The following is a 21085-nucleotide window of genomic DNA, read 5'->3' as shown; positions in this document are numbered from 1 at the left end:
TATTATTTCAGGAATGAAAGGAACGACAAACCGACTATGCGCAAAACTAAAATTGTATGTACGATGGGACCTTCCTGCGATTCGGTCGACGTATTGAAGCAGATGATCGCCGCGGGCATGAACGTAGCCCGCTTGAATATGGCTCACGGCAGCCTGGAGGATCATGCCGCACGCATTGCGCGGGTGCGTCAGGCTTCACACGAGACGGGAGTCTATGTAGCCATTCTGATGGATATCAAAGGGCCGGAGGTGCGTATCGGCCTGCTCGCCGAGCCTTCGTACGAGCTGGCGGAGAATGAGCTATTCACCTTGACCACCGAGACGATCGCGGGCGACGGCCGGCGCGTATCGGTCAACTATGCGCAGCTGACCGACGATGTGCGGGTCGGTTCGACCATTCTGATCGATGACGGGCTCATCGAGCTGCGCGTCGAGCAGATCGAAGGCACCGAGGTCATCTGTCGCGTGCTGAACGGAGGGAAGCTGAAGCCGCGCAAAGGCGTCAACCTGCCCGGCATCCGCACGTCGCTCCCGGGCGTAACGGAGCGGGACATCGCGCACATCGCCTTCGGCGTCGAACAGCAGGTGGACATTATCGCCGCTTCGTTCGTGCGCAAGGCGGCGGATATCGTGCAAATCCGCGAGCTGCTGGAGCAGCACGGGGCCGGTCACGTGCGGATTATTTCGAAGATCGAGAACGAGGAGGGCGTCGATAACCTGCAGGACATACTAGAAGTGTCCGACGGCATCATGGTGGCGCGCGGCGATCTCGGCGTGGAAATACCGGTGGAGGACGTGCCGCTCGTGCAGAAGCGGATGATCCGGGCATGCAACGCGGCCGGCAAGCCGGTCATTACCGCCACGCACATGCTCGAATCGATGCAGACGAACCCGCGGCCGACGCGGGCCGAAGCGAGCGACGTATCCAATGCGGTGCTGGACGGGTCCGATGCGGTCATGCTGTCCGGTGAAACAGCCGCAGGCAAATACCCGGTCGAAGCGGTAGCCACAATGGCGCGCATCGCGGAGAAGACGGAGACGATTCTGCCTTATCGCGAATCGTTCGAGCAGAAAATCGTGCAGCACCCGACCAACGTGACCGAGGCGATCAGCCAATCGGTCGTCGGGGCGTCGCTCGATCTGCGGCCTGCGGCGATCGTAACGCCGACGGAAACCGGATTTACGGCCCGCATGGTATCGAAATACCGGCCGCAGGTGCCGATTGTCGCTGTCACCACCAACGAACGGGTATTGGGCGGGCTGTGCCTTGTCTGGGGGGTCATCCCGGTGAAGGGCGAACCGGCGCAGACGACCGACGAGATGCTCGCTTCCTCGCTGAAGAGCGCGGTGACAGCCGGAGCGCTTGCTCCCGGCGACACGGTGATCGTCTCCGCAGGCGTGCCGGTAGGCCGCAGCGGGGCGACGAATTTGATGAAGATCGTGGAAGTGCCGGCATAAAGCCGTCTGGCACAACCGGCATCCATTTTCCGCAAAAAAAAAAGGGATCGGCCGGCGCGCGTAGAATGACTGACGTGTAGTGCTGCCGCATGTTCGACGAACGATGCGGCGAATCGACAACGGCTGGAGGAGAGACAGATGGACAACGCGCGCAAGCCGATCACGGGCATCGCTTATTTGCTGTCGTTTTCGGCCTTCTTGGGGCCGTTCTCGCAAACGATTTATACGCCGGTGCTGCCCGAGGTGGCCGACGTTCTGCATACGACGGGCTTCTGGGTCAGCATGACGGTTTCGTTTTATACGCTCTGTCTGGCGGTAATGCAGATGGTGTACGGGCCGCTGACCGATACGATCGGACGCAGGAAAGTGCTGCTTGCCGGGAACGTGATTTATTTGGCAGCCACGCTCGGCTGCTATTTCACCCATACGATCGGCGCGCTGTTGGCGCTGCGCGGCTTGCAGGCGATCGGCATCGCGGCGGGGTCGGTCGTGGCCGTGACCGTGATCGGCGACTTGTTCGAGGGATCAAAGCGCGGCAAGGCGATGGGCACGTTCCAGATGATGGTCGCTCTCGGACCGGTGCTCGGGCCGGTAGCGGGAGGCTGGATCTCGCAATGGTTCGACTTCCATGCGGTATTTCTCGTGCTGTTCGCGGTGGGCTGCGCCGTGCTGGCGCTCAATATCAAGTATGTGCCCGAGACGAAGTCGGCGAACCGGGCTCCGGAAAGCTTTTCCTGGCGGGATTATGCCGATGTTCTCCGGAACCGGATCGGCTTCTTCGTGGCGGCGCTCGGCTTCGTGCAATATTATGCGTTGTACCACTACTTGGTGTTCTTGCCGGACTTGCTGAACGAGCGGTATGCGCTAAGCTCGTCGCAGAAAGGAATGGCATTCATCTCGATCTCCTTGTTCCTCGTGATCGGAAGCTATGCGGGCGGCAAGCTGGCCGGCCGGATGCGTCCGGCGCGCCTTTTATCCGCGACATCGCTGCTGATTGCGGTATCGATCGTTCTGTTTATGGCGACGAAGTCCCATTCGCTGGGGCTGCTGCTGTTTTCGAACATGCTGTTCGGGCTGTTTGTCGGTCTGTCGCTGCCGGTACAGACGGTTCTGCTGACCGCGACTTTCCTCAACAAACGGGCGACGTCCGTCGGGGTTTACAACTTTTTGCGTTACATGGGCATGACGCTCGGTCCGGTGGGCGGCGCGGTGCTGCTCCATGCGGGTGGTCTTGATGCGGCCTTCGGCTTCGCGGCGCTGCTGTCGGTCGGCTGCTGCTGGCTCGGCTGGAGGCTTGACCGCAGCGGCGAAACGCTCCGCAAGGCGGGGAGGGGGGCGGGCGAATAGCCCGTCTTCTTTTTCGCCATAAATTGGTGAAATCCGAACGATTGTACCGGCTTTGTCCGAAGCTATTCACGAACGGAAACGGCACAATTGTCGGCGAGAATCGTCCGGCATTCGGGTTGCGGAAGCAGTAAATCGATTTTGTACGCGAAAAAAGGACCTCGGCTTCCACCTCGTAGTGGAATTTGAGGTCCTTTTGTTTGACGTTAACCGGCTAGGAAGACGGAGCCGACAAAGGGGCCTCGTCCCTATCCCGATCCCCGCTCCCGTCCTTTCGAAGCGGGGGCAGCCGGTACACGACGTTCGTTCCTCTGCCGTGCAGGCTGTCGATCGAGATCCCGTACTCGTCGCCGTAATGCAGCTGCAGCCGCTCCTGCACGTTGGCAAGCCCGAGATGATCGGCATAGTCGATCGGTTCCCGCATCCGCTGGCGGATTCGCACCAGTTCCTCCGCAGCAATGCCGTCGCCGTTGTCGAATACTTCGAGGACGACACCTTCCGCCGTTTCGTAGGCCGTTATCGCCAGGAGGCCCTCGTCGGGAATGATCTCGAGCCCGTGATAAACGGCGTTCTCCACGACCGGCTGGAGCGTCAGCTTTGGGATCGGGTATTGCAGCAGCCTGTCCGGCACCGACAGCAGCAGGCTGAACTTGTGGTCGTAGCGGATTTGTTGGATTTCGACGTACCGCTTCACCTGCTTCAGCTCCTCGCCGAGCGGCACGACGGGCTCGCCTTGGGAGATGCTGTAGCGGAACATGTCGGCCAGCATTTTCGACATTCGCCCGAGCAGCGGTACGTCCTGCAGCATGGCGAGGGCATTCATCGAATCGAGCGTGTTGTACAGGAAGTGCGGGTTGATCTGCGAGTGGAGCGCTTTGAGCTGCGCTTCCTTGCGAATAATTTCCGCCTTGTATACGTCGTTGACGAGCGTTTGCACCCGTTCCGTCATCTGGTTGAAGCTGTTCGCGAGCTGCCCGACCTCGTCCGTGCGAGTTACCTCGAGCCGGATATCGAAGCGGCCGTCCTGCACCTGCTTCATATGGCGCCGAAGCGTGCGGAGCGGCTTCGTGATCCTTCCGGCGATGAAGGTCGAGATGGCGAGGGCGACGAGCAGGGAGATAAGCCCGACACCGACGGTCAAATTGCGGAACGCGACGGCGTAGACGGACAGTGTGCTCATGGGGTCAAGACTGACAAAACGCCAGCCGGTCGCGGGCAGCTCTCCCGTATTGACGAACATTCGCCCCCCGTCCGTATCGATCCACCCCGAATCGGAACCGCGAATGCTCGCTCCGTAAGGCCAGCGCTGCCCGATCGTTTTAGCCTCATCGGCGTAAACGACGATATCGTCTTCGTTCAGGATCGTCATATTGCGTAAATTCAAGCTTGTGAGCAGACGGGCTAGGTCCATCACGTTGATGTCCACGACGATGCCGCCGAGATCCGGTCCGCCTAGCGGGTTGTTGATTTTGCGGATGAGCGAAAACGTGTGCGGACCGTCTGCGGGGCGCGCATTCGCGAAAGGCCGGACGAACGGCCCGGCAATGACGACCTCGCCCTGTCGGGCAATCGCTTCGCGGTACCACGGCTGAACGGCGAACGCCGCGTCGGGCGCATACGAAGGCTCCTTGGCGATCGCCCTGCCGTCGGCCCTTACGATCGTCACATTTTGAATAGCCGCCTTAATGTTCATATAACCGTACCATTCTTCAAACTGCTGGAACAGCGCCCCTCTCCAGCGGGTGAAGGCGATGGCGTCGGACGGGGGTCCGGCGTTCAGCAGCGCTTGCACTTCGCCGGTATAAATGACCCGGGAGTACAGCTCGAGCTGATCGGTGTAAGCCTGAAGTTGCTGGGAGACCAGTTTCATCTCCACCGCCCGTTTGTCGAGCGTCTGCCGCTCGGTCATGGACAACATGGTTACGAACAGGATGCTGCCGATCAACACGAGCGGGATGACGATGACGATGAAGTAGGACAGAAACAGCTTTTTGCGAATGCTGCCGCTTACGCTTCGTATGGCGCGATCAATCATTCCGGCCACCGGACGCGTCCTCCTTATAGCTGACTGGGGTAATGCCGGTATGGCGCTTGAACAGCTTGCGGAAATATTTCAGGTCCTGGTAGCCGCACTGGAGCGCCACGTCGCCGATTTTGCGGCTCGGATCGGCCGCCAGCAGCTTTTTGGCGTGCTCGATCCGCAGGTGGGCGACATATTCGAGAAAGTTTTTTCCCGTGAACTGGCGAAACAGCGAGCTGAAATAGCCCGGACTCATATAGCTGCTCTGGGCGAGCTCGGACAAGTTGATCGTCTGGCAAAAATGAGCGTCGATATACGCCTTCGCCTTCTCTACGGCGAGACGCGCTTCCATCACGTTTTCGCTGTCCGTTTCCTTCAAGCGCCGGCGGAAAAAATCCGTCACCGTCCGCTGTTTGTCCTCCAGCGATACGATCCGGGACAGCGATCGGGCGATGCGGCAAGCTTCGAGGAAGTCGGGCTCGCGGATGAGACCGGCTTCGTACAGCTCGCGGGCGCCTCGCAGCAGCACGTAATGGTACGAGCCGTTCACGATATCGGGATGGGCGGAGTGCCCGGCGTCAAGCAGCTCGCCCAGCTTATACAGCGCGTCGCGCCGGTTGCCCTGGCGAAGATGGAACGCCCACTCCTGCTCCCAAGCGGCGGTAAGCGGCACGAAATCGGCCGTTTGCGCCTCCATTTCCCCGAACGTGACCGGCATCTCCGCCCGGTCTCCGCCCCGGCTCGTCCGGATCGTATAGGCGTCGAACGCCTCGCCCACCGTTTCCTTTACGCTTCCGATGCCTTCCGCCGCGCGTCCGATACTGATTCTTGCGAATGCCTGGCCGTTATCCGGGGCCGCCCGTTCCAGTTCCGCCGCGATGTCATCGGCCGTAAGGGAAGGGGCGGCTGCGATCAGCATATACACGCCGCGGGTGCGAAAGACGCATATGTCGGCGATTATCTCCGCCAGCGGCCGCAGCGCTTCGTATACGGACGGCTTGTCCAGTTCGCTTTCGAATACGGCGGCCACGAACCGGTCTCCGGGGCTGGCGAAGCGGATTTCCGCAAACTCCGCGAGCATGTCCGGTCCGTCCTCTCCGTAAGCGCCTTCAAGCAAGTAACGGAAAAACTGCTCGCGCGAGCTGCGAAGCTCCGCTTCCGCCCTTTTCAGCCGCTGCTCCCCGCGATTGACGAGTCTGGCCAGCAATTCGTTCAGTTCCTTCGGGTCGACCGGCTTGAGTAAATAATCGGCCACGGTAAGCTGGACCGACTTGCGCACATAGGCGAAGTCGTCGTAGCCGCTGACGATCACGTAGGCAATGTCGGGGTACTGCTCTCTCGCCTTTTCGATCAATTCGAGCCCGTTCATGACCGGCATTCTAACGTCGGTGATGACGATGTCCGCCTCCGCGTCTCCGATCCGCTCCAGTGCATCGCGCCCGTTTGCACATTCTCCCGCCGGAGTAAGACCGAGCTTTTCCCATTCGATCATTTTGACGAGGCCGGCGCGGGAAAGCCTCTGGTCGTCCACGATCAATACGTTCATGCAAGTTCCCGCCCTTCCGGTTGCTATCGTTTCGATCCGCGTTAGCCGCCCCTTTGCCAGGACGGCATGAAGCCGCATTATCTTGCCCCTAAGTATAGCATATGTTGGCGGCCCTTCCCTTACTCGCGCCCGGTCCGAACGAGATGCAAAAAAATGGCCCCCCTCCAAAACAAAAAATGTTACCTCGAAACGTAAAACGTTTTCACGTACAGTAAACGTATCGATAGAGATGATGAGGGCGTTTCCCAAAAACACCGTCTCATGCCGCCGAAGTCCTGAACCGGCCTACAAGCTCGCGGAGCCGGGCGGGATTCGGCTTTCATAGCTGCAACACGATCGTTGGGAGGTCGACACATCATGGCTGCAACCGCATCGCGGGCTTCACGAGTTATACGCAAGCATTGGAAGGGCTACGCTTTCCTCATTCCGGTGTTTGCCGTACTCGCCACATTCAAGTATATTCCGTTTTTCAATGCGCTGATTATGTCGTTTTACGACTGGAACGGCGCCAACGTCCGGACGTTCGTCGGACTGGACAATTTTATCAAGCTGTTTCAGGATAAGACCTTTTACGTATCGCTGAAAAACTTAGGCGTCTTCACCGTAACCGGGGTGCTCATCCAACTGATCGTACCGCTGCTGGCCGCCGTGCTCGTTTTTCATGTGAAGAAGATCCGGCTGCAAAATATGTTCAAGCTGTGGTTCGTCATTCCACTCGTCATTCCAAGCATCGTCATCTATTTGACGTGGCAGTGGATTTTCGCCGGCGATTACGGCGTGCTGAACCAGCTTCTCGAGCAGATCGGGCTGGAGTCGTGGACCCACGCCTGGCTCGGCGAAAGCAAGACGGCGCTTGTGTCGGTCATTTTCGTCAACTTTCCGTGGATAGGCGGCATTACGTTCCTGATCTACCTGGCCGGACTGATGGCCATCTCGAGCGAGCTATTCGAAGTGGCGAGGCTTGACGGGATGAACGCCTGGCAGCGGTTCATCCATCTGGAACTGCCGCTCGTCCGCAGCCAGCTCAAGCTCGTGGCGGTGCTGACTGTGATCCAGCAAATCCAAAGCTTCGAGAACATTCTCGTGCTCACCAACGGCGGTCCCGGGCAAGCGACGATGACCCCGGCGCTCTACTTGTACATTCAGGGCTTCTCCTACAGCAAAATGGGGTACGCCTCCGCCATCGGGCTTGTCCTGTTCGCACTGCTGCTCGTGCTGACATGGGCGAACAACCGGTTCGTCAAAAATACCGAAACGATCGACTAGAAAGAAGGAATGGCTTATGCGATTCAAGCTATCGGCCGTGCCGCACTACGCGGCGCTCGCCATCTTGCTTGGGCTTACATTGTTTCCCTTTTATATGCTGATCGTCAGCTCGCTCAAATATTCGGAGCAGATGATTTTGAACTTCTGGGGTATCGGGTTGCCGCTGCATGTCGATAACTACGTGACGGCGTTCAGGCAGATCGGGCCCTTCATCTGGAACACGGTGTTTATCTCCTCCTGCATCGTGGTCGGCGTGCTGATCATTTCCTCGTTCGCCGGGTATTCGTTCATGCGTTTCTCGTATCCGGGCAAAAACGTGCTGTTCATGCTCATCTTGTCGCTGATGATGGTGCCCGGCTTTCTCATTCTGATCCCGCAGTTTTTGCTCGTGCAGAAGTTGGGCATGCTGAACACGTATCAAGGGCAAATTTTTCCTCCGATGGCGTTCGGCGCCTCAATGGCGACCTTTCTGATGCGCACGTTTTTTGAGGGGCTGCCGCGCAGCTTGCTGGAGGCGGCCGAAACTGAAGGGGCCGGAGAGCTGCAAATTTTTTCGAAGGTTGTTTTGCCGCTTTCGCTGCCGGTCATCTCGACCGTTTCGATCATCAACTTTCTGTCCGGCTGGAACAACTACATTTGGCCGCTCGTCTCGACGACCGGGGAGAAGGTAAAGCCTGTCATTCTCGCCTTGAGCACCGTTACCGGCAATCTGGATCAAGGGGTCAGCGTCAAGCTGGCCGGTTATATCATCTCGTCGATCCCGCTGCTCGCGCTTTTTCTCGTCGCTACCAAACCTTTCATCTCCGGCATTACGTCCGGGGCGGTGAAAGGCTAGGATAGAAGAAAGCCATCATACAATAATAGGGGGCAATCCGATGTCGAATCGAACTGGGAGCCTGTTTGCCAAAGGCTTGACGCTGGCTGTAGCTTCGTCGGTCATATTAGCCGCGTGCGGCACGTCCAAGCCGGACGGAGACAAGGCTGCGGAAGGTAGCGAGAAAACGATCAATTTGACGTTTGCCGTGGAAACGCCGAAGCAGGAGGAGATCAAAGCGGTATGGCAGGAAATCGTCAACGGGTACGCGCAGAAAAAGCCGAATGTCAAAATCAAGCTCGATTATGCGCCGAACGACGGAGACGCCTTCCGCACCTGGCTGACGACCGGCCTGATCGGCGGTACGGCTCCGGAAATCGTGCCGAGCCGCTACACATGGACGCACGAAGATTTGAACAAGGATCTGGTCGCCGATTTGACGCCGGAGTATGACAAGCCGAATCCGTACACGGAGAACAAGGTGTGGAAAGACACGTTTACGCCGACGATTTTGAACGAGATGAAAAATCCGATCTCGGGCAAGCTGTCCGGCGTAGCGCTGCAAACGCTGGCGATCCGCGTATTTTACAATCAAGACTTGTTCAAGAAGCACGGGCTGCAGGTGCCTAAAACATGGACCGAATTTATAGACGTGCAGAAAAAGCTAAAAGCGGCCGGCGTTACGCCGTTTGCCTTCGCCAACTCGAAGCCGGGTGACAACCATCTGCTCTGGGTAACGAATCTAATGACGAACCAGATCGCCGCCGACAAAGTCAAGTCGTTCGACTGGAACCAGAACCGCCAGCTCGAGCTGAACGAAATCTCGGCCGCTGTCGATCAAGGCGTTATCGACCTGCAATCCCCGGACTGGTTCGGCGTCATGCCGATTATTAAGGACTGGTCGCAATATTGGGCCAAAGGCTACAACGGCATGAACGGCGATACTTCGAAGGAAATGTTCATCCGCGGCGATGTCGCGATGGTGATGGCCGGCAACTACGAGCTGAATACGATTCAGGATTCGAAGGCGCGGAAGTTCGAGTTCGGCACGTTCGCGCTGCCTTACCTTACGAAGAAGGAAAATCCGAATGCTGCCGAAAAATATTACGAGCTCGGCGGCTACCCGGACATGGTGTTCACGATTCCGAAAAAGGTGACAGGCGAGAAGCTGGAAGCTTCGGTCGACTTCCTGAAATATTTATCCTCGCCGGAAGTGGCGACGATTATGGGCAACAAAATGTACACGGCGACGACGCTGGTCGGTGTCAAGCTGCCTGACAATCTGCAAGGCTTCCAGTTCGTAGGCGAACGCATTCTCGTCAACTTCTACGCCGCCCATATCAGCAAGAAGCTGAATGAAGATCTGGTGCGGATCGGCCAGCTCTATATGGAAGATTCGGTAACGCTGGACAAGTTCTCGAACGAAATGCAGAAGACGCTCAAAACCGACATGGCCGAGACGATGAAGCAAAACAACTGGAGTAAGGACAACCAATACGGAACAAAGAAATAAAAATAGCCAAGCCTTGCCCTGATTCCCCCGCGCCTGCACAAACGGCGATCGGGGGAATAGTCTGACTGCGGACCGGGGCGACTGGAGGATCGGGAGGGGAACCGGATGAACTGTATCGTTATCGTTTGCGACACGCTGCGTGTCGATCACTGCGGACCTTATCATCATGGCAGACCGCTGAACCGGGTGACGAGCCCGGAGCAGCCGGAGTGGATCGTGCCCACGCCGAATATGGACCGGCTCGCACGCCGGGGCACCGTGTTCGACAACGCCTGGTGCGGCTCGACGCCCTGCATGCCGGCCAGACGCGACATTTACACGGGGCGGTACGAGTTTTTGGAGCGGGGTTGGGGACCGCTCGAGGACGACGACCTCGACTTGCCGCGGCAAGTATCAGGACCGCCGAACCGCTCGCTTTCGTGGCAGCTTGCGCAGCAGTACCCGGTCAGCTATATGGTGACCGACCATTTCCATTTGTGGGAGCAGGGCGCGGGCAACTACCATATGGGCTATACCGGGTTCGATTTCGTGCGGGGCCACGAAGCGGACGCCTGGAAAACCGACCCGGTCGTTTTCCCGTGTCCGGACGAGCCGGATCATAAGGTTGAGCGTCATCACCGGAACGTACACTTGACCCGCAAGTCGGAGGAAGATTATTTTTGCGCGCAGGTGTTCACGCAGGCGGCCGACTGGCTGGAGGCGAACCGGACGCACGACAATTTTTATATGCATATCGACTGCTTCGACCCGCACGAGCCGTGGGACCCGCCGGAGGAGTGGCTGACCAAGTTCGATCCGCGCGGCTACAACGTGGACCGGTGGAGATCGATGGTGCCGTACGACAAATGGGGCAATCATTACACGCCGGAGGAATTGCGCCACGTGCAGGCGCGTTATGCCGCAATGGTTGCGCTCACCGACAAGTGGCTTGGCAAGCTGCTCGACAAGCTGGACGAGCTCGATTTGTGGCGCGATACGATGATCATCTTCACCTCCGACCACGGCACTTACAACGGGGATCACGGCCGAATCGGCAAGCTGCAGACGCATCAGCACGATGCTTGCGGGCATATCCCGTTTATCGTGGCGCATCCAACGGACGGCCACGGCGAGCGGCGTAGCCAGCTTGTCCAGCTCGTCGACATTTATTCGACGGTGCTTGCCGCGGTCGGTCGTCCTTGCCCGCCGGATCGGCACGGCGTCGATCTGCTGCCGGTGCTGCGCGATCCCGGAGCCGAAACGCGCCGATATGCGGTGAGCGGCATGTTCGGGCGCAGCGTTACAATAACGGACGGGGAGTGGATTTTGCACCAATCACCGGTGCCGGACAACAAGCCGCTGTACTGGTACGGGCACAGCACGGCGCGGTTTATCCCTTACGATCTCGGTCCGTACGAAGGCGGTCGCCGCGCGGTCGACTGTCCGTCGTGGGACACGCCGACATGGCTGAGCGACAAAAAGGCGGACCCAAACGAATACGTCAACTTGGCCGAAGTCCGTCCGGACAAGCTGATGGAGCTGCAGCGGGCTCTGGCGGACAAGCTGGCGGAGCTAGGCGCGCCTCCCGAGCAGTTGGAGCGGCTCGGTTTGTAGGACAGTTGCCGTGGGCGGCGAAGTAGCGACGGATAGAGAGCGGGGAGTGCAAGGCTGTACCTTTTCTTGGGCAGGCTGCTCTCCGTATTTACCTAAATTAATGAAGCTCGGCGGCGGCGCCGGATAAGGAGGATGCGTCTCATGAGAAAAGATAGCTGGTTTTGGGATCGGATGCGCCAAGTGCACATCGATTTTCATATGCCGGAGTTTCCGCGCGAGGCGATTCGCAATTTTGACGCGAAATCGTTCGTCGAACGGTTCGTCCGGGCGAAGGTCAACGTCATCGGCGTATTTACGAAATGCCATTTCGGCAACGCCTTTTACGATAACACGGTCGGGCATAAGCATAGCGGGCTGAAGGAGGATTTTTTCGGCGAAGTGCTGGCGGAAGCGCGCAAGCATGACATCAAGGTGATCGCCTATTACTCGCTCGGCACCGACGCGAGAGCCGTTCAGGACAACCCCGACTGGTATCAGGTCGATGAGCACGGCAAGGTGCGCGGCGCGGAAGGAACGGTATGGGAGCTGCCCTGCCTGAACAGCCCTTATCGCGAGGAGCTGGTTCTGCCGCAGATTAAGGAGATAACCGAAAAATACGACATGGACGGCTATCTTCTGGATATTCCGTATTTGCACAACCATTACTGTTTCTGCTCGTATTGCAAAAAGAAATTCGCTGAGGAGCACGGACGCGAGCTGACGCCCGAGCTGCTGCAAACGGACCGCGAACTGGTGCTCCGCTTCGGCATCGATACGGCGGCGCGCTGCATGGAGGAAATCGCCGCGACGGTCAAGCGGATTCGCCCGAACGTGCTGATGAACTGCAACGGCGCCTGGCGGATGGGCGAGCCTGGCCGTATCAACGCGACAAGCGACTACGGGTTATGGGAATCGCAGCCCTCGGCGACGGGCTCGTTCTACAACCATTCGATCCGTGCCCGTTATGCCCGTACGCTGGATGTACCGGTACAGATCATGACAGTGCGTTTTACCGAAGGCTGGGGGCTGATGTCGTGCAAAACGGCCGAGCAGCTCAAGTACGAATTCGCGACCATACTGGCGAACGGCGGCATCATCAACATCGGCGATCAGGTGCTCCCGGATGGGACGCTGCAGGATGGCGTCTACGACATCATCGGCGAAGCGTTCGGTTTTGTCGAGGAGCGGGAGACGTTCTGCACAAGGGCGGAAAGCGTCCGCGAGGTGGCGCTCATCGCGAACAATACGAACAACTGGTATCATGACAAAGACGACGCGGCGACATTCGGCGCAGCCAAAATGCTGCTTGAGGGCCGTCATCAGTTCGATATGTATTACAATGACGACTTCCCGGATTTGGACGGGTACCGTGTTGTCGTGCTGCCCGAATCGGTCAAACTGTCGGAAGCTTCCGTTGCGAGGATCGAATCGTTTGTCGCAGGCGGCGGACTGCTGCTCGCGGCCGGAGAAGCGACGTTTTGCCGCAACCGTCAAAACTTCCTGCTGTCTGAGGTGCTTGGCTTAAACTACCTGGAGCGCTCGCCGTACGGCTGCGGTTATTTGACCGAGCATGAGGGGCTGTGGAAGGGTATCGCCCGTATTCCGCAGCTGGTCGAAGCGCCGTTTATCAAAACGGTACCGACGACGGCCGAAACGCTGAGTCATATTCAGTGGCCGCTTACGGTTCCGGCGGTCAGCCGGGCGTTCCGTCATCCGATTCCGCCGGGCGGCAACGTCAGCGATTGTCCGGGCATCAGCGTTAATCGGTATGGCAAAGGGACGGCACTGTACATCGCCGCACCGGTGTTCGGCTCGTACTGGCATTCGAATCATTTCTGGGTGCGGCGCATCGTGGACAATCTGCTCCGCAGCTATTATGCGGGTTATGCATTGGTTGAGGCTCCTACGCATATCGAGACGAATCTGATGCGTAAGAACGGCAAAACGTACTTGCATGTCATCAACTTCCAGAGCAACCATACGGGCGAGAAAAGCACGGCGTACTACAACCCGATCGAAAATATTACTCCGGTCCACGACATCCGCGTCGTGATCCGCGACAGCGGGCTGCGCAAAGCGGTCGTGCAGCCGGAAGGGGCGGAGCTGCCGGTCGAAGCTGCGGCGGACGGCATTGCCTTTACGATTCCGAGGGTGCATATTCATACGATCATCGAGCTGAGCGAGGGTTAAATGGGAACGGTCGATTCCGGCATGTGCTGGGCGGCCGTTTTTTTGCTGTTTCTTTTTGCCGTGTATGTTTGATCGGGTGAACTACTTACCGAATTAATGGTTCAAATCAGTCATCAGAACGAGATTGGTTACAACGTTTGACCGCTGTCTACAGTTATGATTTGTCCCGTCATTGCTTCTTGTTCCAAAGCTGCACAAATCAATTGAGCAATATCTTCGGGTGCTGAAATGCGTTGCAATAGAAGATTAGGAGCTAGCTTTTTCATCTGTTCTTCTCTTCCAGCCCACCATCTTGTTGCGACGGCTCCAGGTACGACACAATTGACTCTAATATCTGGAGCTAAGGCACGAGCTAACGATTTCGTAAGAGCGTGAACTGCTGCTTTGGAAACGGCATATGGAAGTGAGGATCCTAATCCTGTAAGTCCTGCTATACTCCCGAGATTGACAATCGCACCTTGTTTACTCTTTTTCATGTAAGTCGCAACGGCTCGGGCACAGTGAAACATTCCTTTCACATTCACATCAAAAAGATGATCCCATACATCATCTGTTGCCGCGTCCAGATCATCAAATGGGATATGCGATGTAATGCTAGCGTTATTTACAAGCAAATCAATCGTTCCGAATTGTTGTACAATTTGTTCGACCATATCTCGTATTTCCACGTCATGTGAGACATCTGCTTGTATCGCTAGGGCATGCCCACCATTTCTATTGATCCATTGGACCGTTTCATCGGCATCTGATTTAGAGCGCGAGTAATTCACGACCACGTTAGCTCCACGTCCCGCTAAGGCTATAGATGTAGCTCTACCTATCCCAGTCCCCCCACCGGTAACGATAGCCACTTTATTTAATAAATTCATGCTCATTCACTCCTTATCCAAAATGTCCTGTTCGTTAGAATATTTATGACATGCTGTAATGTGATAATTGTATGATTCGGTCTTGGTTTTGTATAATTGAATTACTTGAACATTCTCTTCAAAATAATTGAACTAATGTCTAGAGGAGTTAAGATGGATCTCAAAACATTAAAGACGTTTCAACTCATAGTCAAATACGGAAGTTTCAACCGTGCTGCCGAAGAAATGAATTATGCTCAATCTACCGTCACGATGCAAATTCAGAAGCTTGAATCCGACCTGGGCATTCAACTGATCGAACGTGGAAAAAAGATCAGATTAACAGAAGCAGGAAGAATGTTCCACGAACAAAGTATGCAAATTGTAAAGAATATGGAGCAATTACAAGCGAACTTGTCGGATTTGCAGTTAGGTGAAGCAGGGAATATTCGGATAGGGGTGACGGAGCCAACCGCCAGTTACCGATTACCTGTTATTTTGAAGAAATTTATATCCGATTATCCGAAAATCCATGTGTCCATAGAGTTTGCAAATACGCCAGTGTTATGCGAACGGCTTCTCATGGGGGAGCTTGATTTTGCTCTTTGTTCGGCTCCGGATCTAGGGTCTGAACTCTATTTTGAACCCTTATTCAAGGAAGAATTCGTGGTATTGATACCGGAGAATCATCCGCTTGCCGAAAAGCCAGTTATTGTGCCAGCTGATTTTCAAGGGCATCGTCTGCTCATTACGTCAGCAACTTGTCCGTACCGTAGAAAACTTGAGATGGTAATGCAGGAATTAGGAAACAGTTCTCTGGATACGATGGAGATTGGCAGTATGACAGCTCTAAAATACTATGTCGAAAGCGGATTAGGTATCGCTCTCGTTCCAAAGGTAGTTTTGAACCCATTGCCTGAAGGAACAACGGTACGGAATATATGTGGCAATCGTATAGATATGACTTTCGGAATTCTCTGCAGATCTTCAGATTTTCCATTGAAACTGGCAAGTGCAAAGCTGTATCAGCGTATCAAGCAGGAGCTATTTGAAAAATTAGAACGCAGACAATAGAGAAATAGACAGGGAGCAGATCGCCGCGGCAACTGCTCCCCATGATTTAGTTCTAGGGTGTAAGCAGACGGAGCGGACCGGGAGCGAAACGGATTCGCGATGCTTACTGATTTGAAGCAATCCGTCAAAAGGAGTTGGTCTGACTGACAGAAACGGTTATCGAGCCGCGCAGGGAGCTAGTCCCTTCCGGTGTTTACGACGTCGTCGTATGCGGAGCGGGGCCGGCCGGTGTCTGCGCCGCTCTTGCGGCGGCAAGAAGCGGCGTACGCACGCTGCTGGTCGAAGGAGGAGGATGTCTGGGCGGCGTCTGGACGTCCGGCATCCTGTGCATGATTCACGATGTTGCGAGCAAGGCGGGATTGATGTCCGAGCTGCGGACACGGCTAGAACGATTGGAGGGTATCCGCTACCGTTTTGGCAGCCAGAATTTCACGTACGATGTGGAGACGGTGAAGGCCGTGCTGGAAGATCTATGCGGCGAGGCGGGCGTGCACATCCGGCAGCATACGAAAGTGGTGGACGCCGTCGCGAACGACGGAAGAATTACTGCGATTGTGACGGAAAGCCATTCCGGAAGGGAGGCGTTCGCGGCCGATTATTTGTCGATGCGACGGGGAACGGGGACCTGGCGGCACGGGTCGGATGCGGCTTCGAGAGGGGCCATCCGGATTCGGGCAAGGTTTGTGACCAAATCCGAGTAAAGCCGGCTTGAGGAAGCCGGCGAAAAACTCATATCGATACGAAAATTTGGCGTGGCGGACATGTAGACAAATCTATGCTTGCAAGACTCCGGCAGGCAGCCAGAAATCGATTCGTAGTCATTTCGAGTATACGAATTCCGAAGGGGCGGGAGAGCTGCGGACTGTCGAACCCATCGGCTTGGCTTGGAAAGGATATGCGTGGTACTTATACACGTATTGCCGTCTTCGTAACGACTACCGAACCTTCGCGTATCAAGAAACTTGTTGTATCGGATGAAAGGTTCATAAGCAGAGATATGAGCATGGAGGATCTTGATGCCAGATGGGGTAAACGAGACATTGAGAATCGGATCGGAATGGTGCTCCGTTTTCACCCCCGCGCAAAAGTCAAGGTTGAAGAATACTTCCCCCCCGAGGAAATTACGATCACGGAGGATGGCTATTTCATAGTGAGAACAGAGCATACCGAGGATGTATGGTTATATGGGACCTTGCTAAGTTATGGTACAGACGTGACGGTTCTAGAGCCGAAGCATTTGGCCGACAGTATCAAAGAGCGTGTGCTACAGATTTATAACCTTTACGAATAAAGGTTTCACACTGCTGATGACGCTTCGCCATAACTGCGGATCAAAGCGATTCTCCGCTTGTTCGTCCGCTTCTGTTGCGCTTCACTAAAACCGCTTGTTTCGGTTGGAGTTGCCTCCTCATGGAGTCTATCCATTTTTGCATCTTCGCACCAATCTGCCGTCAATACGATTCCTTTCCAATGTCATCTATATTAACTCCCATTTTTATATTAAAATGAAGAAAATGCGCCTCTTTACCGTCAACTGGAGAGCGCGCCTTCAGTTATGATTAAACCGGGGCTTCCATCCCCATGCTGGTCCACTCTTCCTTGGAAGGACCGTAAATTCCGATAACGGGAAGTCCCGCTTGGCGCATTAAGATGGTCAATTGTCCGCGGTGGTGAATTTCGTGTTTGAGGAAAATCGCTAACGTAAAACCGTTCTTCCATTGTTGTCCGAACATATTCACGGATTCCTGCAGCTTCTCATTTGTCCACTGAGTCTGTATCGCCTCCATCAGGGCAGCGGAGGCGGTGTTGTACGCTTCAGCAATCTACACTGCGGATTTAGGAGCTTCGCTGTGCTCGGGCGATGCTTCGAAAGTAAGGCCGGTTGGTGTTAGAATCCCGCCTTTCGGTACTAAGTGCCACGCCAAAGTTCCAAGCGTACGGAAGCCTGGTGCAATCTCTTGCTTCAATGACGCGTCCGTCAAGGAACGGAGTATTCTCTGCGTAAATTTGTTCTCATTCTGGTATTCGGTAATGAAGCTTTGAATGGATTGATACATAGGGTAAAACCTCCTGATGGGGTGTTTGTCGAGTGATTTGAGCTCAATTCCAATTATAAGTAGTCTCGGCTGACACCTATGTGTCAGCAAAATTTTATCAAACAAAAAAAATGACAAAAAAACAAGTCCCTTCTCAGGTACAGAGTGTGGTGTGCAAAATATCATTGCTCTGTACTTTTATGGTTTGAAAAGCTGCTGCAATCAAAGCCAACAGTAGCCTGCAATGAGCCTAATTTCATACGTTATGGAGGAGGGGAATCCGAAAGATGGAGATCAGCATTTCCAATACGAGTCATACCCTGCAGGTTGTCGGCTGCCAATTCGGGGTGAAGTCGGCGGACTGGTCGTATCCCAGGCATCATCATCATTTATTCGAGCTGTGTTACTGCTGGGAGGGCACCGGGGAACTGACCGTCAGCGGAGAGACGATCGTGTTGCGAGCGGGCGAGCTTTTGCTGCTGAAGCCGGGGATTAAACATCACTCACGCAATCGTTCAGCCGACCGCTACGCTTTTTTTAACATCCACTTCCAAATAGACGATAAGGAGGTGTACGCGCATCTTACTGCGGCTCCTTACCGGTACTTGGATCGAGATCGCATACAGCGGACACGGCTGCCGGCCTACTTCCGGGAGATGGAGGGATTGCTGTCCAAAGAACTGCTGCAGTCCGGGCCTCCGCTCACCTCACCGGACTCGGACCACCGCATTGTCATTCAATTAAGCTACCGAAATCGCTTGTTTTTCCAGGGGCATATCTTGCTGATCATCCAGGAAGTCCTCTCTCTCTTGCTCCCGCAAGATCCGGAACCGGCGGCGGAGCTTCCGCTGAATGCCGGGTCGGTGCTCCAGATCGAGGCGGCCCACTCCATCGAAGCCAGGCTGCAGAATACAGGCTGTGTCAAAGGAGCGGTGAACGGTATAGCCAAGGAACAGAATCTGAGCCGCAGTCAATGTTATAAAATATTTACCCAGGTCTACGGTATGTCCCCCCGGCAATATTTAACCCAGATCAAATTGAATCAAGCCAAGCAGCTGTTGCTGGATAGCGAATTGACGGTGGAGGCTATCTCACGCAGGCTCGGCTTTGCCACCATAAGCCACTTCTCCAGACAATTCAAGAGATGGACCGGTTCCTCCCCCAATCAGTTTCGTCCCCAACGCTAGACTCGCTTCCCATAGAAAAGAGGAGACAAATGGACAAATAGAAGGATGCTCCGCTAATTGTTCCGCACGCGGCATCCTTCATATAATCAGGTTGCGGAATGATTTTCAACCTGAGAGGGGAGTTGTCCCGATTGTCCGAATTTGTCTACATGCTGAGATATACCATGAGGTCCGGCGAGCTGGAAAGCGAACGGTTCGAAGACCTGATGGCGTTTTGCCGCAACGCTGGAATTGACGATGTGATGTTTTTTATTCACCCTATGCATTTCAACCATTTGACACTGGAAGAAACCCGGCCATGGCTGAAGGCGATTGAACGGGCTAAGCCGCTGCTCGCATCCATCGGGGTTACGACCTCGATCAATCCGCTAAACACGCTGCTGCATGAAGCCATCGGCGGTGTGTTGAAGCAAGGGCAGCGGTTCCAGGTCATGGTTGACCCGCACGGCAACCGCTCCCCGGCGGTCGCGTGCCCTCTGTGTCCGGAATGGAGGCGGTATATCGCCTCTATGTATGCCGCTTATGCGGAGCTTGAACCTCACTGTCTCTGGATCGAGGACGATTTCCGTTTCCACAATCATCGCCCGCTGCTGTGGGGAGGCTGCTTTTGCGATGCGCATTTGTCCGAGTTCGCCTCTCGTGCTGGGGTGGGACGGATCGACCGCGACGATTTTGTACAGGGAATGCTCGCGAAAGGGACTCCGCACCTATACCGTCGCATTTGGCTGGACGCTTGCCGCGAACAGCTGGTGGACGTGGCCGCCGAGATTGCCGATGCTGTGCACCGGGTGTCGCCCCGTACCCGCTTGGGCTTGATGACCAGCGATCCGGCCGCACATGCTATCGAAGGCCGCGATTGGCACCGGCTGCTGGCGGCGCTGGACGGCGTGCATGCGGCGGCGGTTCGCCCTACCCTGCCTGCATACCGGGAGACGACGGGCATGCACTATGCGTGGAGCTTTCACGCGGTGTCGCGGCTGACCGCCTCCTTCCTGCCGTCCACGACGCCGTTGTACCCCGAACTGGAGAATGTGCCCTATACTTCTTATGCCAAATCTCACGCGTTTCAACGATTCCAATTGGAAACCGGACTGCTGCTCGGCAGCAAGGGCATCACGCTGAACATTCTCGATATGGCAGGCAACGGAGTCTATCCGGAAGAACGGCATGAGCGCTGGCTGCGCGAGCAAAAGGATTTTGCCGAAAGTGTGGCCGCCATGCATCTGCGCGTGCAGGATCAGAGAGGGGTCGGCGTGCTCGTCAACGAGCGTTCTTCCTATACGCTTGCAGCAGCCGGGGGCAAGTCTCCGGGAGATCTGTCCCCCCGGGAGACATTCTGGGCCAGCTGCTTGTCCGCCTGCGGAATCGCCAACCGTTACGTCGTGGACAATCGGGTTGATTGTTCGGGAGCGGTGGCTTTGTCCGGGCAGGTGCTGCGGAATTACAGCGAGTCGGAGTTGCGGGAGCTGTTCGCCCGGTGTGCGGTGCTGCTTGATGGTGAAGCGGCGTTTACGCTCTACGATATGGGGCTCGGCTCGTTGTGCGGGATCAACCGGGCCGAGTGGTTTACGGCGCAATTCTACGAACGGATGGCCGACGGCCGCAGCTACGCCGGCATCGCGAACGGCAGAATAAGGCCGTTCTACAGCCAGGAAGCGTATCTGCGATTGGAGTACGACGAGGCGGCGACGGTGTCTGTCCTGTCGCGGCTGCATCGCGTAGACGACAGCCTATTAAGTCCCGGGATGACCGTCGTTAACGAACGGGTGTTCATCTTGCCCTATGGCTGGGAGAACCAGCAAGCCTTGCTTCATCCGATTCGCAGGGCTGTGCTGCATGATGTGCTGCTAGGCGCTCTATGCAAGCCGGACTGTATGCCCCCGGTGATGATGGCAAGTTACGCGCCTCATGTCGCTGTGTTCGAATTTGCCGGCGAACGGGAGCGGACGATCTGTCTGGTCAACGCGTCGCTCGACGAAGTGTCGGAGCTGGAATTGACGGGGGTCGGGCCGGATACGAGCGGGTGGATGACATACAGCCGCAATACTCCGTTCGGCCGTACGGCGGTGTGGAGGGAAAAGGGGGAGACAAGCATGCAGCTGCTGGATAGCTTCATCCCGCCTTTGTCTATGGTTGTGTTGTACAAGAGTGGAGAAGAAGCGGAGCATACGGAAGCTCGCTCATGCACAAAAGCCAAGTCCGCGGAGTAGAGGAGAT

16 protein-coding genes and 1 pseudogene are annotated in these 21085 nt (G+C 55.9%); 13 read left to right on the top strand and 4 right to left on the bottom strand.

All coding sequences use genetic code 11. From position 1 onward, the window contains the following. The first annotated feature begins 36 nt into the window (after positions 1–36). Positions 37–1458, top strand: coding sequence for a pyruvate kinase (pyk, locus tag ABD796_RS28370; protein ID WP_344914728.1), 1422 nt, complete (start codon positions 37–39; stop codon positions 1456–1458). A 138-nt stretch (positions 1459–1596) separates the two neighbouring features. After that, entirely contained in the window at positions 1597–2805 is a 1209-nt protein-coding gene (locus ABD796_RS28365) for an MFS transporter (RefSeq protein WP_344914726.1), read from the top strand. Between the two features lie 211 nt (positions 2806–3016). On the opposite strand, the gene ABD796_RS28360 is transcribed toward ABD796_RS28365, so the two are convergent. Together ABD796_RS28360 and ABD796_RS28355 are read right to left on the bottom strand one after the other, a co-directional pair. Further along, positions 3017–4837: a cache domain-containing sensor histidine kinase gene (locus tag ABD796_RS28360; RefSeq protein WP_344915379.1), complete on the bottom strand. Its 1821-nt coding sequence runs from the start codon at positions 4835–4837 to the stop codon at positions 3017–3019. Further along, a complete protein-coding gene (locus ABD796_RS28355) occupies positions 4830–6368 on the bottom strand; it encodes a response regulator (RefSeq protein WP_344914724.1) in 1539 nt (512 codons plus the stop codon). Before ABD796_RS28355 ends, ABD796_RS28360 begins: the two co-directional genes overlap by 8 nt. 357 nt (positions 6369–6725) lie before the next feature. On the opposite strand from ABD796_RS28355, the gene ABD796_RS28350 reads away from it, so the two are divergent. From ABD796_RS28350 to ABD796_RS28330, 5 genes are all read left to right on the top strand, one after another. Continuing rightward, a complete protein-coding gene (locus ABD796_RS28350) occupies positions 6726–7634 on the top strand; it encodes a carbohydrate ABC transporter permease (RefSeq protein WP_344914722.1) in 909 nt (302 codons plus the stop codon). Between the two features lie 16 nt (positions 7635–7650). After that, complete coding sequence (locus ABD796_RS28345; RefSeq protein WP_344914720.1) at positions 7651–8469, top strand: carbohydrate ABC transporter permease; 819 nt, start codon at positions 7651–7653, stop codon at positions 8467–8469. 40 nt (positions 8470–8509) lie between these two features. Further along, on the top strand, positions 8510–9961 hold the full coding sequence (locus ABD796_RS28340) for an ABC transporter substrate-binding protein (protein ID WP_344914718.1): 1452 nt from the start codon (positions 8510–8512) through the stop codon (positions 9959–9961). 105 nt (positions 9962–10066) lie between these two features. Then, positions 10067–11554, top strand: coding sequence for a sulfatase (locus ABD796_RS28335; RefSeq protein ID WP_344914716.1), 1488 nt, complete (start codon positions 10067–10069; stop codon positions 11552–11554). Between the two features lie 141 nt (positions 11555–11695). Next, positions 11696–13723: a family 10 glycosylhydrolase gene (locus tag ABD796_RS28330; protein WP_344914714.1), complete on the top strand. Its 2028-nt coding sequence runs from the start codon at positions 11696–11698 to the stop codon at positions 13721–13723. 128 nt (positions 13724–13851) lie between these two features. Here ABD796_RS28330 and ABD796_RS28325 read toward each other — a convergent pair whose 3' ends face one another. Beyond that, the gene (locus tag ABD796_RS28325; RefSeq protein WP_344914712.1) at positions 13852–14592 is read right to left on the bottom strand and encodes an SDR family NAD(P)-dependent oxidoreductase; all 741 of its coding nucleotides are present in this window, start codon (positions 14590–14592) and stop codon (positions 13852–13854) included. Positions 14593–14745: 153 nt separating this feature from the next. On the opposite strand from ABD796_RS28325, the gene ABD796_RS28320 reads away from it, so the two are divergent. The 4 genes from ABD796_RS28320 (at position 14746) to ABD796_RS35815 (ending at position 16936) form a co-directional block, all read left to right on the top strand. After that, on the top strand, positions 14746–15645 hold the full coding sequence (locus ABD796_RS28320) for a LysR family transcriptional regulator (protein ID WP_344914710.1): 900 nt from the start codon (positions 14746–14748) through the stop codon (positions 15643–15645). 143 nt (positions 15646–15788) lie between these two features. Further along, positions 15789–16346: an FAD-dependent oxidoreductase gene (locus ABD796_RS28315; protein ID WP_344915377.1), complete on the top strand. Its 558-nt coding sequence runs from the start codon at positions 15789–15791 to the stop codon at positions 16344–16346. A 7-nt stretch (positions 16347–16353) separates the two neighbouring features. Beyond that, positions 16354–16623 carry a helix-turn-helix transcriptional regulator gene (locus tag ABD796_RS35820; RefSeq protein WP_446686433.1) on the top strand — a complete coding sequence of 90 codons (270 nt, stop codon included), beginning with the start codon at positions 16354–16356 and terminating at the stop codon, positions 16621–16623. A gap of 25 nt (positions 16624–16648) precedes the next feature. Then, complete coding sequence (locus tag ABD796_RS35815; protein ID WP_446686432.1) at positions 16649–16936, top strand: helix-turn-helix transcriptional regulator; 288 nt, start codon at positions 16649–16651, stop codon at positions 16934–16936. A gap of 268 nt (positions 16937–17204) precedes the next feature. On the opposite strand, the pseudogene ABD796_RS28305 reads toward ABD796_RS35815, so the two are convergent. Beyond that, positions 17205–17702 (bottom strand): annotated as a pseudogene (locus ABD796_RS28305) (DinB family protein). A 266-nt stretch (positions 17703–17968) separates the two neighbouring features. On the opposite strand from ABD796_RS28305, the gene ABD796_RS28300 reads away from it, so the two are divergent. Further along, complete coding sequence (locus ABD796_RS28300) at positions 17969–18868, top strand: AraC family transcriptional regulator (RefSeq protein WP_344914708.1); 900 nt, start codon at positions 17969–17971, stop codon at positions 18866–18868. 131 nt (positions 18869–18999) lie between these two features. After that, positions 19000–21078 carry a hypothetical protein gene (locus tag ABD796_RS28295; RefSeq protein ID WP_344914706.1) on the top strand — a complete coding sequence of 693 codons (2079 nt, stop codon included), beginning with the start codon at positions 19000–19002 and terminating at the stop codon, positions 21076–21078. Positions 21079–21085: the final 7 nt, after the last annotated feature.

This window comes from Paenibacillus hodogayensis (assembly GCF_039536325.1).
In the GTDB taxonomy this organism is placed as follows: domain Bacteria; phylum Bacillota; class Bacilli; order Paenibacillales; family NBRC-103111; genus Paenibacillus_AB; species Paenibacillus_AB hodogayensis.
Note: the sequence above shows the minus strand (reverse complement) of the source record. Positions and strands in the feature narration are given on the sequence as shown.

What these genes read in the sequence shown, in the direction of transcription:
- pyk (WP_344914728.1), top strand. Translation starts at nt 37, where the DNA reads ATGCGCAAAACTAAAATTGTATGTACGATGGGACCTTCCTGCGATTCG.
- ABD796_RS28365 (WP_344914726.1), top strand. Translation starts at nt 1,597, where the DNA reads ATGGACAACGCGCGCAAGCCGATCACGGGCATCGCTTATTTGCTGTCG.
- ABD796_RS28360 (WP_344915379.1), bottom strand. Translation starts at nt 4,837, where the DNA reads ATGATTGATCGCGCCATACGAAGCGTAAGCGGCAGCATTCGCAAAAAG.
- ABD796_RS28355 (WP_344914724.1), bottom strand. Translation starts at nt 6,368, where the DNA reads ATGAACGTATTGATCGTGGACGACCAGAGGCTTTCCCGCGCCGGCCTC.
- ABD796_RS28350 (WP_344914722.1), top strand. Translation starts at nt 6,726, where the DNA reads ATGGCTGCAACCGCATCGCGGGCTTCACGAGTTATACGCAAGCATTGG.
- ABD796_RS28345 (WP_344914720.1), top strand. Translation starts at nt 7,651, where the DNA reads ATGCGATTCAAGCTATCGGCCGTGCCGCACTACGCGGCGCTCGCCATC.
- ABD796_RS28340 (WP_344914718.1), top strand. Translation starts at nt 8,510, where the DNA reads ATGTCGAATCGAACTGGGAGCCTGTTTGCCAAAGGCTTGACGCTGGCT.
- ABD796_RS28335 (WP_344914716.1), top strand. Translation starts at nt 10,067, where the DNA reads ATGAACTGTATCGTTATCGTTTGCGACACGCTGCGTGTCGATCACTGC.
- ABD796_RS28330 (WP_344914714.1), top strand. Translation starts at nt 11,696, where the DNA reads ATGAGAAAAGATAGCTGGTTTTGGGATCGGATGCGCCAAGTGCACATC.
- ABD796_RS28325 (WP_344914712.1), bottom strand. Translation starts at nt 14,592, where the DNA reads ATGAATTTATTAAATAAAGTGGCTATCGTTACCGGTGGGGGGACTGGG.
- ABD796_RS28320 (WP_344914710.1), top strand. Translation starts at nt 14,746, where the DNA reads ATGGATCTCAAAACATTAAAGACGTTTCAACTCATAGTCAAATACGGA.
- ABD796_RS35815 (WP_446686432.1), top strand. Translation starts at nt 16,649, where the DNA reads ATGGAGGATCTTGATGCCAGATGGGGTAAACGAGACATTGAGAATCGG.
- ABD796_RS28300 (WP_344914708.1), top strand. Translation starts at nt 17,969, where the DNA reads ATGGAGATCAGCATTTCCAATACGAGTCATACCCTGCAGGTTGTCGGC.